At 73.6% G+C, this 14,774-nt stretch carries 9 protein-coding genes and 1 pseudogene; 5 read left to right on the top strand and 5 right to left on the bottom strand.

From position 1 onward, the window contains the following. Positions 1–12: 12 nt before the first annotated feature. Positions 13–3,792: an AfsR/SARP family transcriptional regulator gene (locus ACZ6WH_RS11495; protein ID WP_469727667.1), complete on the top strand. Its 3,780-nt coding sequence runs from the start codon at positions 13–15 to the stop codon at positions 3,790–3,792. A gap of 87 nt (positions 3,793–3,879) precedes the next feature. Here the strand turns inward: ACZ6WH_RS11495 and ACZ6WH_RS11490 are convergent, their stop codons facing one another. The 3 genes from ACZ6WH_RS11490 to panB all read right to left on the bottom strand — a co-directional run bounded on the left by ACZ6WH_RS11490 (position 3,880) and on the right by panB (position 6,978). Further along, positions 3,880–4,710, bottom strand: coding sequence for an ABC transporter permease (locus ACZ6WH_RS11490; RefSeq protein WP_469727665.1), 831 nt, complete (start codon positions 4,708–4,710; stop codon positions 3,880–3,882). Then, positions 4,707–5,735, bottom strand: a complete 1,029-nt coding sequence (locus tag ACZ6WH_RS11485; protein ID WP_432853473.1) for an ATP-binding cassette domain-containing protein — start codon at positions 5,733–5,735, stop codon at positions 4,707–4,709. Before ACZ6WH_RS11485 ends, ACZ6WH_RS11490 begins: the two co-directional genes overlap by 4 nt. A 316-nt stretch (positions 5,736–6,051) precedes the next feature. Next, positions 6,052–6,978, bottom strand: a complete 927-nt coding sequence (gene panB / locus ACZ6WH_RS11480) for a 3-methyl-2-oxobutanoate hydroxymethyltransferase (RefSeq protein ID WP_469727663.1) — start codon at positions 6,976–6,978, stop codon at positions 6,052–6,054. Between the two features lie 171 nt (positions 6,979–7,149). Between panB and ACZ6WH_RS11475 the strand changes: the two genes are divergently transcribed. The 4 genes from ACZ6WH_RS11475 to ACZ6WH_RS11460 all read left to right on the top strand — a co-directional run bounded on the left by ACZ6WH_RS11475 (position 7,150) and on the right by ACZ6WH_RS11460 (position 12,358). Further along, positions 7,150–8,823, top strand: coding sequence for an MFS transporter (locus tag ACZ6WH_RS11475; protein WP_469727661.1), 1,674 nt, complete (start codon positions 7,150–7,152; stop codon positions 8,821–8,823). Between the two features lie 50 nt (positions 8,824–8,873). Further along, on the top strand, positions 8,874–9,602 hold the full coding sequence (locus ACZ6WH_RS11470; RefSeq protein WP_469727659.1) for a TetR/AcrR family transcriptional regulator: 729 nt from the start codon (positions 8,874–8,876) through the stop codon (positions 9,600–9,602). Between the two features lie 364 nt (positions 9,603–9,966). Continuing rightward, entirely contained in the window at positions 9,967–10,887 is a 921-nt protein-coding gene (locus tag ACZ6WH_RS11465) for an endonuclease/exonuclease/phosphatase family protein (RefSeq protein ID WP_469728010.1), read from the top strand. Positions 10,888–11,149: 262 nt separating this feature from the next. After that, the gene (locus ACZ6WH_RS11460; RefSeq protein WP_469727657.1) at positions 11,150–12,358 is read left to right on the top strand and encodes an MFS transporter; all 1,209 of its coding nucleotides are present in this window, start codon (positions 11,150–11,152) and stop codon (positions 12,356–12,358) included. A gap of 209 nt (positions 12,359–12,567) precedes the next feature. On the opposite strand, the pseudogene ACZ6WH_RS11455 reads toward ACZ6WH_RS11460, so the two are convergent. Both ACZ6WH_RS11455 and ACZ6WH_RS11450 read right to left on the bottom strand, forming a co-directional pair. Next, positions 12,568–12,912: pseudogene (locus tag ACZ6WH_RS11455) on the bottom strand (nuclear transport factor 2 family protein); the annotation flags it as partial. 50 nt (positions 12,913–12,962) lie between these two features. Further along, positions 12,963–14,732: an NAD+ synthase gene (locus ACZ6WH_RS11450; protein ID WP_469727656.1), complete on the bottom strand. Its 1,770-nt coding sequence runs from the start codon at positions 14,730–14,732 to the stop codon at positions 12,963–12,965. Positions 14,733–14,774: the final 42 nt, after the last annotated feature.

Raw genomic sequence — 14,774 nt, 5'->3', positions numbered from 1 at the left:
GACAATGGGCCGGTGCGCTACGGAATCCTCGGGACGACCCAGGCACGCCGGGACGACGGCACCGACGTCGCCCTCGGCGGCGCCCGCCTGCGCGCACTCCTCGCCGCCCTCGCGCTGACGCCGGGGCGCCCCCGTACGCCCGACACGCTGATCGCGGACGTCTGGGGGCCGGGGCCGGACGAGTACGCGACGCCGGGCGTGGCGGCCGGTGGCGGCCTGCCGAGGGACGCGGGCGCGGCGCTGCAGGCGCTCGTCGGGCGGCTGCGGCGGGCCCTCGGCCACGCGGCCATCGTCTCCGTGACCGGCGGCTACTACCTCGCCGCCGACCCCGACGACGTCGACCTGCACCGTTTCGAGCTGCTGGCGGGCGAGGGCGAGCGCGCGCTCGCGGACGGCGACCCCCGGAAGGCCGCCGCCCTGCTGGACGACGCGCTGACGCTGTGGCGCGGGCCGGCCCTCGCCGATCTCCCGGACGCGGTCGCGGAGGCGGCCGGGGCCGAGCGGCTGCACCTGGACGCGCGGCGGGCCCGGCTCGCCGCCGACCTCGCGCTCGGCCGCGCGGACGAGGCGCTGCCCGCCCTCACCGCGCTCTGCCGCCGGCATCCGCTGGACGAGCCGCTGCACGAGCTGCGGCTGCGCGCCCTGCGCGACACCGGCCGCACGGCCGAGGCACTGGACGCGTACGCCCACCTCAGCGCCGACCTCGCCGACCGCCTCGGCACCGACCCGTCCCCGTCCCTCCGCGCCCTGCACGCGGAACTCCTGAGGGCCCACGATTCGGCGGACGCGCCGGACGCGGCGGGCGCGGCGGATGTGGCGGACACGGTGGGTGTGGCTACACATGCCCGGATGCCCGGTCCGGGGTCCAGCGAGTCGGCTCCCGGCCGGGGGCCGGCCGCCGGTCCGGCTCCCATGCCAGGCCCGTTCGCCGGTCCGTTCGCCGGTCCGGCTGCCGGGGTGGCGTCGGGTCCCCGCTCGGGGGCCGGTCCGGCGGACGTGGATGCGCGGCCGGGAGCCGGCCCGGGGCCGCTCGGCGAGCCGTGGTCGGCCGGGGCACCCGGGGATCAGCGGTCCGGACAGGATCAGGGCCGGCAGCCCGGACAGGTGCGGGAGCAGCGGTCCGGGCAGGCGCAGGCGCGGCGGGCCGGGAATCTGCGGGCGCGGCTGACGTCGTTCGTCGGGCGGCAGCGGGAGCTGCGGGCCCTGCGCGACGACCTGACGGCGCATCGCCTCGTGACGCTGCTCGGCCCCGGCGGCGCCGGGAAGACGCGGCTCTCGCAGGAAGGCGCGGAGGCCGCGGCGGCCGGTGCGCCCGAGGCGTGGCCGGACGGCGTGTGGTTCGCGGAACTGGCCCCCGTCCAGGACCCCGGTACCGTGCCGGAAGCCGTGCTCACCGCGCTCGGCGCCCGCGAGACCGTCGTACGCGGCAGCGCCGCCGAGGGGCTGCGGGCCGCCGCCGACCCGCTCGCCTTTGACCCGCTCGCGCAGCTCGCCGAGCACTGCGCGGGCCGCCGCATGCTGCTCGTGCTGGACAACTGCGAGCACGTCATCGACGCGGCGGCCCTGCTGGCGGAACGGCTGCTGGCCGAGTGCCCTGAGGTAAGCGTGCTGGCCACCAGCCGGGAGCCGCTGGCGGTCCCCGGCGAGCTGGTCCGGCCGGTGGAACCGCTGCCCGACCCCGTCGCGCTGCGCCTGCTCGCCGACCGGGGCGCCGCGGCGCGGCCCGGTTTCCGTATCGAGGACGATCCGGAGGCGTGCGCGGAGATCTGCCGCCGGCTGGACGGTCTGCCGCTGGCCGTCGAGCTGGCCGCGGCGCGGCTGCGGTCGCTCTCGCCGCGGCAGCTCGCCGACCGTCTGGACGACCGCTTCCGGCTGCTGACCAGCGGCAGCCGTACGGTACTGCCGCGCCAGCAGACGCTCCGGGCGGTCGTCGACTGGTCCTGGGACCTGCTCGACGACCGGGAACGCGCCGTCCTCCGCCGCCTCTCCGTCTTCTCCGGCGGCGCGGACCTCACCGCGGCGGAGACCGTCTGCGCGGACACGCGGGCAGCCCACTCGGCGCCCCCCACCGCCTCGGCCACGCCGGCCGGGGCGGGTGTGCCGGCCGATCCGGCCACGCCGACCGGGGCGGCACGCGCCCGCGGCACCGTGGTGCCGCTCGTCGTGCCCGGGGACGTGGCGCCGCTGCTCGGGTCGCTTGTCGACAAGTCGCTTGTGGTGGCGGGCCCTTCGGCGAACGGGGAGATGCGGTACCGGCTGCTGGAGACCGTCGGGGAGTACGCCGGGGAGCGGCTGGACGAGGCGGGGGAGCGGGCCGCGGCCGAGCGGCGGCACCTCGTGGCCTACCGGGAGCTGGCCCGTACGGCCGACCCGCTGTTGCGCGGCCCCCAGCAGCGCCACTGGCTGGACCGGCTGGAGCAGGAACACGACAACCTGCGTACCGCCCTGCGCCGTGCCGTCGCCGCCCGCGACGAGCACGAGGCGCTCTGCCTCGTCCTCGCCCTGCAGTGGTTCTGGACGCTGCGCGACCACCGCGCCGACGCCCGCACCTGGTCCCTGGCCGCTGCCGAGCTCGGCCCCAACCCCTTCCTGCCGCCGGCCGTGCCCGCCCCGCCGCTGTCGGCGCGCCCCATCGACGCCCCACCGCCGCTGCCGCCCGAACAGCTCCTGGAGGCGCGCCGGGAGGTCCGGCTCGTCGCGCTGGCCGGCCGGGACAGCGACATGGACACGCTGCTGGAGCCCGAGCAGCAGGAGGAGCTGCGGGGGGTCGCCGCCGTCTACCGTGGCGGGCTGCCGCAGACCTGCCGGGTGCCGGGCGTGATGTGGTTCTACGCCGTCATGCTGACGGGCCGGTTCGAGGAACTGGTCGAGCTGATCGACGAGACCGTGCGCGGCTGCCGGGAGTTCGGTTACGACTGGGAGCTGGCGTTCGTCCTCCAGCTGCGGGCGAAGATCCAGAACGACCGGCCCGGCGGCCTGCCGCAGGCGGCCCGCGACGTCGACGAAGCGCTGGAGATCTTCCTCAGGATCGGCGACGCCTGGGGCGTGGCCGAGGCGTTGGCCGGCCGCGGCGAGTCCCGCGAGAACCACGGGGAGTACGGCCCGGCCGCCGACGACTACCGCGCCGCGATGCGCTACGCCGCGGACCTCGGCGCGCACGGCCAGCTCCCGCTGCTCAAGGTCCGGCTGGGCGGCGTGCTCATCGAGGCGGACGAGGAGGAAACGGGGCAAGGGCTGCTGCGCGAGGTACTGGAAGAGGGACAGCACAGCAACCGCGACGCCGTGCCGTTCGCCCGGATCCAGCTCGCCACCTGGCTGGCGACGGCCGGCCGGACCGCCGAGTCCCGGGAGCATCTGCGGAAGGTGCGGGAGGAGTTCGCCGAGCGGTCGACGCCGCAGCTGTTCCTCGGCGTGGTCGAGGGATCGCTGGCGGCGCTGGACGCGGACGAGGGGCGGTACGACGGCGTGCTGGAGGCCGTGCGCGGGGCCGTCGCCAGGATGGACGACCGGCTCACCCGGGCCATCGCGCCCGACGCCCTGCTGTCCCAGCTGCTCGTCGCCGCGCGGGTGCTGGCCGTCACCGGCGGGCCGGCCGGGGCGGCGGACGGGGCGCGGCTGATCGGCTCGTTCGACGCGCTGCGCGCACCCCGGCCGCACGCGCCGCGCATCACCTGGCACTCCCGCACGGCGGCGGAGGAGGCCGTATGTGCCGTGCTCGGCGAGGCGGAGTACGCGTCGGCCCACGCCGAGGGTGCCGCCCTCACCCTCGACGAGGCCCTCTCGCTCATCTGACCCCGGGCCCCGCATCCCCGGTCGGTCTCCGACGGGGAATCGAGGCCCTGTCCCTCCTCAGGCCTTCTCCTGTCAGGTCTTCTTCCGTCAGGTCTTGGAGCGGAACTTCCGCACCGCCAGGGGCATCGTGACGGCCGTGATGGCTATGGCCCAGGCCAGGGTGACCAGCGCCGGGTGGGCGATGGGGCCCTGGCCGCCCAGCAGGTTGCGGGCGGCGTCGGCGAGGTTCGAGAGGGGGTTGACCTTCGTGAACCCCTCCAGCCAGCCGGGCATCGACGCGGTGGGCGCGAAGATCGACGAACCGAACTGGAGCGGCATCAGCACCAGCATCGCCATGCCCTGCACGGCCTGCGGCGTCTTCACCGTCAGCCCCAGCAGAACGAAGATCCACATCAGCGCCGCACCGAAGACGGTCGACAGCACGATCGCCGCGACGAACTCCAGCGCCGAGCCCCTGATCTCCAGGCCGAGCAGGAAGCCCATGCCCAACAGGATCGCGGTGGCGATCAGCATCCGGCCGATCTCGACGACGATCTTGGCTATGAGGACCGAGGACCGCGCGATGGGCATCGTGCGGAAGCGGTCCATCACGCCCTTGCGGAAGTCCTCGTTGACGCCCGTGCCGACCGCCATGGCGATGTTCATGCCCATCATCGCCATCATGCCGGGGACCAGGTACTGGACGTACTCCTGCTGATTGCCCTTGCCGGCGATCGCGCCGCCGAAGACGTACACGAACAGCAGGATGAAGATGATCGGCATCAGCAGGACGTCGAACATCGACTCCGGGTCCTGCTTGATCTGCAGGGCGTTGCGGCGCACCAGCGCGCCGATGTGGCGGAGATTGGCCCGCAGGCCGATCCGGCCCTCGTCGGCTCCGGGCTTCGCGGCCGGCGCCGTGATCACTGCGGCGCTCATGCCGCGACCTCCTCGTAACGGGCGTCCGCCGGCTCGGCGGGCGCGTCGGCCTCGGACGTCTTCTGGCCGGTGATGGCCAGGAAGACCTCGTCCAGGCTGGGCAGATGGGTGTTGATGCCGGCGAGTGCGAAGCCGCGCTCGCCGAGGACGGTGACCACCGCGGTCAGCTGCTCGTCGCTGACGATCGGGACGTTCACCACGCCGTCCTCGTGGTCCGCCGTGGCCCCCGCTATGCCGTCCAGACCGGCCTGCGCGATCGCGCCGACCATGCGGTCCAGCTCGTCGCGGAGCGCCGGGCGGATCTGCAGCGTGCGCCCGCCGACCTTGGCCTTCAGCTCGTCCACCCGGCCCTCGGCGATCACCCGGCCGCGGTCGACGACGGTCAGCTCGTCGGCCAGCTGCTCGGCCTCTTCCATGTACTGCGTGGTCAGCAGCACCGTGGCGCCGTCGCGGACCATGCGGTTGACCTCGTCCCAGACCTCGTTGCGGGTGCGCGGGTCGAGGCCGGTCGTCGGCTCGTCCAGATACAGCACGGAGGGCTTGCCGATCATCGAAGCGGCCAGGTCGAGCCGGCGCCGCATACCGCCGGAGTACTTGCCGGCGGCGCGCTTGGCGGCCTCGGTGAGCGAGAACCGCTCCAGCAGCTCGTCGGTGCGCGCCCGGGCGTCCTTGCGGGAGAGGTCGAGCAGCCGCCCGATCATGTAGAGGTTCTCCCAGCCGGAGAGCTTCTCGTCCACGGAGGCGTACTGGCCCGTCAGGCCGATCGTGCGCCGCAGGGCGCGGGGCTGGCGCACGACGTCGTACCCGGCCACGACGGCCGTGCCGCCGTCCGGCACCAGGAGCGTGGAGAGGCAGCGGACGAGGGTGGTCTTGCCCGCGCCGTTCGGCCCGAGCACGCCCATGACCGTGCCTTCCCGCACGTCCAGGTCCACCCCGTCGACGGCCTTCACCTCGCCGAAGTGCTTTACCAGGCCACGTACTTGGACGGCCGGGCGGCCGCCGGCGGAGTGTGTCTTCTGCGTCATGGGTCCACAGTGACAGGCACCACTGACAACGCTCCGACAGAGCGCCGACAGCCCTGCTCGGCCGGTGTCGGTACGCCTGCAGATCACCGACAGGGGCGGGGCGCCGGAAGCCCGGCCCGCCCGCCCGACGGCCCGCCCGCCCGCCCGACGGCCGGACCGCCGGGCGGCAGGGCGCCGGCACGGACTGCCGGCGCCCCGGAGACCGCGAGGGCAGCACCGCGGCGGTGAGTTCCTACAGGCCCCCAGCGGCAAGCCCTCAGCGACAGGGCTCTCACAGGCCTCAGCGGCGGGCCCTCGCAGCCCCAGTGGCAAGCCCTCAGTGGAAGGTGTGCTCCTCCGCCGGGAACGTGCCGCCCACGACCTCCTCGGCGAACTCCTTCGCCGCGCCGCCCAGCGCCGACCGCAGCTCCGCGTACTGCTTCACGAAGCGCGGCACCCGGCCCTTGGTCATCCCGGCCATGTCCGTCCAGACCAGGACCTGCGCGTCGCACTCCAGGCCGGCGCCGATGCCGACGGTGGGGATGTGCAGGGAGCGGGTGACCTCGGCGGCCAGCTCGGCCGGTACGGCCTCCAGGACCACCGAGAAGGCGCCCGCGTCCTGCACGGCCTTGGCGTCCCGGAGCAGCTGCTGGGCCGCCTCCTCGCCGCGGCCCTGCACCGGGTAGCCGCCGAAGGCGTTGACCGACTGCGGGGTGAGCCCGATGTGGGCCATCACCGGGATGCCGGCGTCGACCAGCAGCTTGATCTGGTCGGCCGAGCGCTCGCCGCCCTCCAGCTTCACCGCGCCCACACCGGCCTCCTTGACCAGCCGGGTGGCGTTGCGCAGCGCCTGGACGGGGCCTTCCTGGTACGCGCCGAAGGGCAGGTCGGCGACGACGAGGGCGCGCTCCGTGCCGCGTACGACGGCGGCGGACAGCAGCGTCATCTCGTCCATCGTGACCGGGACGGTCGACTCGTACCCGAGGTGGCAGTTGCCCATGGAGTCGCCGACGAGCAGGACGGGGATGCCCGCCTCGTCGAAGACGGACGCGGTCATCGCGTCGTACGCCGTGAGCATGGGCCACTTGTCGCCGCGGGGCTTGGCGGCGGCGATGTCGCGGACGGTGACGCGGCGGGACCGGGTGCCGCCGTACAGCGACTTGTCCGATGCGGGCTTCGTGGCGGGCTGCGCCGCGGTGCCGGACGTCCGGCCCTGCGCGCCCTGCTGCTTGTCCTGCGCCCGGGCAGGCGAAATCTGCGTCATGACGACGGCTCCTTCAGGTCATCTCGAGGCGCCCTGACGGCGTCCCCGGACTCACTGCCCATGCTGACACGCCGGTGCGGAGTGGTGGAAGAGGACCCGAAGCGGGTGCGTGCCCGATACAAGCAACGATACGGAACGGTGCCGTATCGAAAATGGCGTACGCTGGTTCTTATGGCACGTTCATCCGAATCTCCGCCCGGCGGCGGGGCCGCCGGCGCTCCGTCCGGCGCGGGCATACCCGCGACCGCCACCGCCCGCCAGGTCCCCGAGCACATCCACCGCCGCCGCTGGGCGATCCTCGCGGTGCTGATGCTCAGCCTGCTCATCGTGGTGCTGGACAACTCGATCCTGAACGTGGCGATGAAGACGATCGCCACCCCGGCCCCCACCGGCCTCGGCGCGAGCCAGAGCCAGCTGGAATGGGCGATCAATTCCTACACACTGGTCTTCGCGGGCCTGCTGTTCACCGCGGGGCTCCTCGGTGACCGGCTGGGCCGCAAGAAGGTCCTGCTGACCGGCCTGGTCATCTTCGGCCTCGGCTCCGTGCTGGCCGCCGTGTCCGGCTCGCCCGGCGAGCTGATCACCTTCCGTGCGGTGATGGGGCTCGGCGGCGCGCTGGTCATGCCGGCCACCCTCGCCGTCCTCATGAACGTCTTCGAGCGGGACGAGCAGCCCAAGGCCATCGGCATCTGGGCCGGTGGCGTCGGCCTCGCCATCGCGATCGGCCCGATCGCCGGCGGCCTGCTCCTCTCGCACTTCTGGTGGGGCTCGGTCTTCCTGGTCAACGTGCCGATCGTGCTGATCGCGCTGGCCGCGATGGTGCTTCTGGTCCCGGACAGCAAGGACCCGCGGCCCGGCCGGCTCGACCCGGTGGGCGTGGTGCTGTCCGTCGTGGGCCTCGTGCTGCTGGTGTACGGCATCATCAAGGGCGGCCAGCTCGCGGACTTCACCGACCCGCAGGTGGTCGGTACGGTCCTCGGCGGCCTGCTCGTCCTGGCCGGTTTCGTGCTCTACGAGAAGCGCATCGATCACCCGTCGATCGACATCGGCTACTTCCGCAAGCCCGCCTTCTCCGCGGCCGTCGCCGCCATCGCGCTGGTCTTCTTCGCGCTGATGGGCGTCACGTTCTTCATGGTCTTCTACATCCAGAGCGTGCGCGGCTTCACCCCGCTCCAGGCCGGCCTGCTGCTCCTGCCGCTGGCCGCCGCCCAGATGATCTTCGCGCCGCGGGCCCGGCACGTCGTCGACCGCTTCGGTGCCAAGGCCGTCTGCACGGTCGGCATGCTGCTGGTCGCCGTCACGATGTCGGGCTTCGTGCTGATGGGCACCGACACCCCGATCGTCGTGCTGGAGGTGCTCTTCTTCATCCAGGGCACCGGCATGGCGCACATCATGCCGCCGGTCACCGTCTCGATCATGCAGTCCCTGCCGCGCGAGAAGGCCGGTTCCGGGTCGGCGCTGAACAACACGTTCCGGCAGGTCGGCGGCACGCTCGGGGTCGCCGTACTGGGCTCCGTGCTGTCCGCTACGTACCGCAACGACATCGAGGGCACGCTGAACGCCGTACCGGGTCTGCCGGACGCGGCGCGGCACGCGGCGGGTGAGTCCATCGAGGCCACGCTCGGCGTCGCCGACCGGCTGGGGCCCGCTGGACGGCAGCTGGCCGCCGCGGCGAACGACGCGTTCGTGCACGCCATGCACGTCACGGCGCTCGGCTCCGCCGCCGTCGCGGTCCTCGGCGCGCTCGTCGTCGGGCTGTTCCTGCCCGGCAGAGCGGCCGCCCGGCCTGCCGGACCGGACCGGGAGACGCCGCGAGAGACTTCTCCCGCGGGGCGGCGGCCGTAACGGCCGGCAGTGCTCGGGGCAGGGCGGTACGAACGAGAGGCGGACCAGGCGTGACGCGCGGGAAACGGGACGGGGCACCGGCCGAGGGGGCACGGCGGCCACGAGAGGCCGCGGCGGAGCCGCCCACGGACGCCGCCGGGCCTTCCGCGGGGAAACCGTCCGCGCCCGCCGCCGAGGCCGGGCCCTCGGGGACCGGGCGGCGGCCCGGGCGGCCGCGGAACGAGGCGCTGGAGTCCACGATCATCGAGAGCGTGCTGGACCTCCTGGAGCGCGACGTCCCGCTCGCCGACCTGTCGATGGAGCGCATCGCCCGGGAGGCGGGCGTGGGCAAGGCCACGGTGTACCGGCGCTGGTCCGGCAAGTCCGGCCTGATGCTCGACGTCATGCGCTCCCTGGAGGAGGAGAGCCCCGAGCTGCCGGGGGAGTCGGTACGGGACGACCTGGTCTCGCTGCTGGAGTTCCTGCGCCGCCGCAGCCTGGCCAAGCGCAACTCCGCGCTGATGCGGACGGTGATCACCCAGTTCAAGGCGCAGCCCGAGCTGTGGCGGGAGTATCACGAGACGGTCGTCCAGGCCCGCCGGGACGCGCTGCTGGCGGTCCTGCGGCGGGGCATCGCGAGCGGCGAGCTGCGCGGGGACTGCGACATCGACGTACTCGCCGACCTCTTCGCGGCGCCGATGCTCTCCCGGGCGCTGCTGCACGAGTGGAAGGAACTGCCCGAGGGGCTCGCCGAGCAGATCGTCGACACGGTCCTGGACGGCGTCCGGCCGCGCGCCTGAGCCCGCGGCGTGCGCGGTCGGGCGACGTTGCGGCCCGTCCGGGGCGGCGTGCAGAATGATCTTTCCGTCGCCCGAATCCGACCGCTCGATGAGCGGTTCATGCCCGTTCTGTCACAGCACCTGTCGGCGCGGGTGCCCGCGGAACTCACGGCCATCCGTGCGTCGTCCCCTGAGGGGACAGCACAGGCTGAGCATCGCCTATGGTCAAGGGCACGGAAGCCAGGGGCCAGGCGGGGCGCACGAGCACGGCAGTGAGGGCATCGGGATGACGCAGGCGTACATGTCGGAGGCGGGGCGGGGCGCGGGCCCCGGCGGGACCGGCCGCCGGGCGGGCCGTGCGACCGGCTGGTGGCGTCGCGAGGGCATGTGGCGGCGCGGCATCGTGCTGGCCGTGCTCGCCGTGCTGCTGGGCCTGCTGATGGTGCTCCACGCCGATGTGCCCAATTCGGTGGGCAACCTCGGCAGCCTGCTGGAGACGTTCCTGCCGTGGGTGGGGCTGGGCATCCCGGTGCTGCTCGTCGCGGCCCTGCTGCGGCGCTCGGCGACCGCGCTGGTCGTGCTGGTGCTGCCGGCGGTCGTCTGGGCGAACCTCTTCGCCGGGCAGCTCACCGACAAGTCCGGCGGCGAGGGCAATCTGACGGTCGCCACGCACAACGTCGACGCCGAGAACCCCGACCCGGCCGGCACCGCCCGCAAGGTCGCGGACTCCGGGGCCGACGTGATCGCGCTGGAGGAGCTGACCGGCGAGGCGCTGCCCGACTACCGGACGGCGCTGGCCAAGAAGTACCCGTACCACTCGGTCCAGGGCACGGTCGGCGTGTGGAGCAAGTACCCGCTCTCCGACGCGCGCCCGGTGGACATCAAGATGGGCTGGACGCGGGCCCTGCGCGCCACGGTCACCACGCCCGACGGGGAGCGGGTCGCGGTCTACACCGCGCATCTGCCGTCGGTCCGGGTGAAGGTCAAGGCCGGGTTCACCGCGAACCAGCGGGACCGGAGCGCCGCGGCGCTGGGTGAGGCCATCGCGCACGAGCCGCTGTCCAAGGTCGTACTGCTCGGCGACCTGAACGGCACGATGAACGACCGCTCGCTCGCCCCGGTCACCGCGCAGATGCGGTCGGCGCAGGGTGCGGCGGGCGACGGCTTCGGCTTCAGCTGGCCGGCCGCGTTCCCGATGGCCCGGATCGACCAGATCATGGTCAAGGGCGTGGACCCGGCCTCGGCGTGGACGCTGGCGTCGACCGGCAGTGATCATCTGCCGCTGGCGGCGTCCTTCAAGATCTGAGCCGCCGGGGCCGCGGGAGCGTACGGCCGGGCACGGCACCTGTGCGGTGGGGCGGGGTCACGGAGGTGGCCCCGCCCCACCGTGCGTGCTGGGGGTTCCCTCATTTTCCCCTCTTCCGGGGTCAGGACTTGTCCCTGTAACGCCCTGTTCGCGTGCGGGAATGAAAAGCCTGCGACACTTTGTTCCGGGAGAGAACTTAAGGCTGTCCCTGTCTCGTGCGCGCCACTGCGGGCGCGCCCCCCTTGATCCTGAAAGGTCACTCATGCCCTTGGCTCTGCTCGCGCTCGCGATCTCGGCCTTCGGTATCGGCACCACCGAGTTCGTGATGATGGGCCTGCTGCCCAACGTCGCGAACGACCTGGGCACCTCCGTGCCCACCGCCGGCTACCTCGTCTCCGCCTACGCTCTCGGCGTCGTCATCGGCGCCCCGCTGCTGACCGCACTCGGCTCGCGCATCCCACGCAAGCGGATGCTGCTGCTCATGATGGCGGTCTTCACGGCCGGCAACCTCGCGTCCGCACTCGCCCCGAACTTCGGCCTGCTCATCGTCGGCCGGCTGCTGGCCGGCCTGCCGCACGGCGCGTTCTTCGGCGTCGGCGCCGTCGTCGCGGCCCGGCTGGTGCGGGAGGGCCGCCAGGCCCGCGCGGTCGCCACGATGTTCCTCGGCCTGACCGTCGCCAACATCGTCGGCGTACCCGCCGCGACCCTGCTCGGCCAGCACCTCGGCTGGCGCGCGACCTTCCTGGTCGTCGCCGCCATCGGCCTGATCGCCATGGCCTCGCTGGCCAAGCTCGTCCCGCACGTACCGCGTGACGAACAGAGCGGTGTGAAGCACGAGCTGCGCGCCCTCGGCAACCGCCAGGTGCTGCTCGGCCTGCTCACCGCCGTCTTCGGCTTCGCCGGCGTGTTCGCCGTCTACAGCTACCTCGCGTCGATGATGACCAAGGTCACCGGCTTCAGCGAGGGGACCGTGCCCGTCGTGCTGGCCCTCTTCGGCATCGGCATGACCCTCGGCGCACTGGCCGCGGGCCCGCTGACCGACCGGGCGCTGCGCCCGACCCTGTACGGCTCGCTCGCGGCCCTCGCCGTCGCGCTCGTCGCCTTCCACTTCACCGTTCACGTGCAGTGGGCGGCCCTGGTCACCGTCGTGGTGCTGGGCGCGGTCGGCTTCATGACCACCACGCCCCTCCAGATGCTGGTGATGAACAAGGCCGAGCACGCCCCGACGCTCGCCTCCGCCTCCAACCACTCCGCGTTCAACCTCGCGAACGCGGGCGGTGCCTGGCTCGGCGGCGTCGCCATCGCCGCGCACTGGGGCTGGACCTCCCCGACCCTGGTCGGCGCGGTCCTGGCGGTCGTCGGCCTCGCCATCGCGGTGACGGCGGGGCTGCTGGACCGCACCCCGACCCGCTCCCGCATCGTCGCCGCCAGCGACGACAAGGTCCGGCACGAGCCCGCCCGGCTCGGCTGAACCGCCCGGTCCCGACGGCCGGCCCGGCGCCCGCGCGGCGCCCGGCCGGCCGTTGCCGTTTCCGGCGGCCGGACCGCGGCACCGGTCCCGGCGCGTACGCCCTCGGGCAGGTCCGGGGGCTGCCCCGTGGTCCAGATCGCCTCGACGGCCATCCGGGAGATCCGCCAGCCGCCGTCCGTGCGGCGCAGCCGCGCCTCGTAGTGGCCGCCCACGGTGAACAGGGGGTCGGCGCCGGGGCCGCGCCGTTCCAGGGTGGCCGGGTGGTGCACGTGGGTCATCAGCGCGTTCCAGGACGCGGTGACCTCTCCCGTGGCGGGGTCGGTGGCGAGCAGGAGATCGCTGGAGACGTGCTGGGTGCGCGCGAACCGCCCGATCGCCTCCTCGGTGTGGCGCACCGCGGCCGCGCCCTCGGCCGGGCCGATGGGCGTCACCACGCCGATGTCGTCCGTGAGGTACGCGTCGGCCCAGCCCGTGTCGAACTCGCGTGCGTCCAGTGCGCGGAAGAAGCCGCTGACGAGCAGGGAGATCTCGGTGTGATCCGGTGTCGTGGTCATGATCCGAGCCTGCTCCCTCAAGCATGGTTGAGGTCAAGCCCGGCCGGCCGTCAGCGGGAGAGGGGCTCCCCGCCCTCCCGCCACCGGCTGGTCACCGGCAGGCGGCGGTCCTTGCCGAACCCCTTGGCGGAGATCTTCGTGCCCGGCGGGTACTGGCGGCGCTTGTACTCGGCGGCGTCGACCAGCCGCAGGACGCGGGTGACCAGCTCCGGGTCGTAGCCGCGGGCGAGGATCTCGGCATGGCCGAGGTCGCGGTCGACGTACAGGTCCAGGATCGCGTCGAGGGTGGGGTAGTCGGGCAGCGAGTCGGTGTCGACCTGGCCGGGCCGCAGCTCCGCGCTGGGCGGCTTGGCGATCGAGTGCTCCGGGATGGGCGGTGTCTCGCCCCGTTCCGCCGCTGACCGGTTGCGCCACTCAGCGAGCTGGAAGACGACCGTCTTGTAGACGTCCTTGATCGGTCCGTACGCCCCCACGGAGTCGCCGTACAGGGTCGAATAGCCGCAGGCCAGCTCGGACTTGTTGCCGGGGGCCAGCACGAGGTGGCCCTCCTGGTTGGAGATCGCCATCAGCGTCGTGCCGCGGATGCGGGACTGGAGGTTCTCCTCGGCCAGGCCGGTGAGCGACAGGGACTCCATGTACGCGTCGAACATGGGGCCGATGGGGACCGTGCGGTAGCGCAGTCCGGTACGGCGGGCCAGTTCGGCGGCGTCGTCCCTGGAGTGCCCTGAGGAGTAGCGGGACGGCATGGAGACGCCGTACACGTTCTCCGCGCCCAGGGCGTCGACGGCGACGGCCGCGACCAGCGCCGAGTCGATGCCGCCGGAGAGGCCGATCACCACGCTGCGGAAGCCGTTCTTGGTGATGTAGGCGCGCAGGCCCATGACCAGCGCGCCGTAGATCTCCTCGGCCGCGTCCAGCCGCGGTGCCGGCGCCGGCAGCGGCAGCGGCTCGTACGGCGGCAGCGGATCGGCGGAGAGCGTGACGTGCTCGATGCGGAGCCCGTCGTCGACGACGCCGGACGGCGGCCGGTCCGCCGCGGCCGGCAGGTCGAGGTCGAGGAGCAGGCACTCCTCGCCGAACTGCCGGGCCCGGGTCAGCACCTCGCCGTGCGCGTCGACCACGATCGAGTCGCCGTCGAAGACCAGGTCGTCCTGGCCGCCGGTCATCGCCAGGTACGCCGTCGTGCAGCCGGCCTCCTGGGCGCGCTTGCGCACCAGCTCCAGCCGGGTGTCGTCCTTGTCCCGCTCGTAGGGGGAGGCGTTGACGGAGAGCAGCAGGCCCGCGCCGGCCGTACGGGCCGCCGGGACCCGGCCGCCGTCCTGCCACAGGTCCTCGCAGATGGCGAGGGCGATGTCGACGCCGTCCACCCGGACGAGGGGGAGCGTGTCGCCCGGGACGAAGTACCGGTACTCGTCGAAGACGCCGTAGTTCGGCAGGTGGTGCTTGGCGAAGTTGAGCGCCACCCGGCCGCGGTGCAGCACCGCGGCGGCGTTCTGCGGGGCGCCGGCCGGGCGTCCGTACCGCGGCTCGGCGTGCTCGCGGCGGTCCAGGTAGCCGGTGACGACGACGGTCCCGCCGAGGCCCTCGTCGGCGAGGCGCGCGGCGAGGGCGCGCAGCGCGTCGCGGCTCGCGGCCACGAAGGAGGGGCGCAGCGCGAGGTCCTCCACGGGGTAGCCGGTCAGCGCCATCTCGGGGAACGCGGCCAGCCGCGCTCCCCGTCCGGCCGCCTCCCGGGTCCGGCGCACGATCGCTTCGGCGTTCCGGGCGAGGTCGCCCACCCAGAAGTCGGCCTGGTGCAGAGCGAGGCGGAGTCGAGGCACGGGGCCGAGTGTAGGCGCCGGGGTGACGTGCGGTGCGGCGTG

The organism is Streptomyces sp. NPDC050806, from assembly GCF_055586425.1.
The sequence above is the reverse complement of the archived record's forward strand: the minus strand, read 5'-3'. Positions and strand labels throughout refer to the sequence as shown.

Excerpts from the sequence above, each read along its gene's own strand:
- ACZ6WH_RS11490 (WP_469727665.1), bottom strand. The coding sequence starts at position 4,710 with ATGAGCGCCGCAGTGATCACGGCGCCGGCCGCGAAGCCCGGAGCCGAC.
- ACZ6WH_RS11485 (WP_432853473.1), bottom strand. The coding sequence starts at position 5,735 with ATGACGCAGAAGACACACTCCGCCGGCGGCCGCCCGGCCGTCCAAGTA.
- panB (WP_469727663.1), bottom strand. The coding sequence starts at position 6,978 with ATGACGCAGATTTCGCCTGCCCGGGCGCAGGACAAGCAGCAGGGCGCG.
- ACZ6WH_RS11475 (WP_469727661.1), top strand. The coding sequence starts at position 7,150 with ATGGCACGTTCATCCGAATCTCCGCCCGGCGGCGGGGCCGCCGGCGCT.
- ACZ6WH_RS11465 (WP_469728010.1), top strand. The coding sequence starts at position 9,967 with ATGTGGCGGCGCGGCATCGTGCTGGCCGTGCTCGCCGTGCTGCTGGGC.
- ACZ6WH_RS11460 (WP_469727657.1), top strand. The coding sequence starts at position 11,150 with ATGCCCTTGGCTCTGCTCGCGCTCGCGATCTCGGCCTTCGGTATCGGC.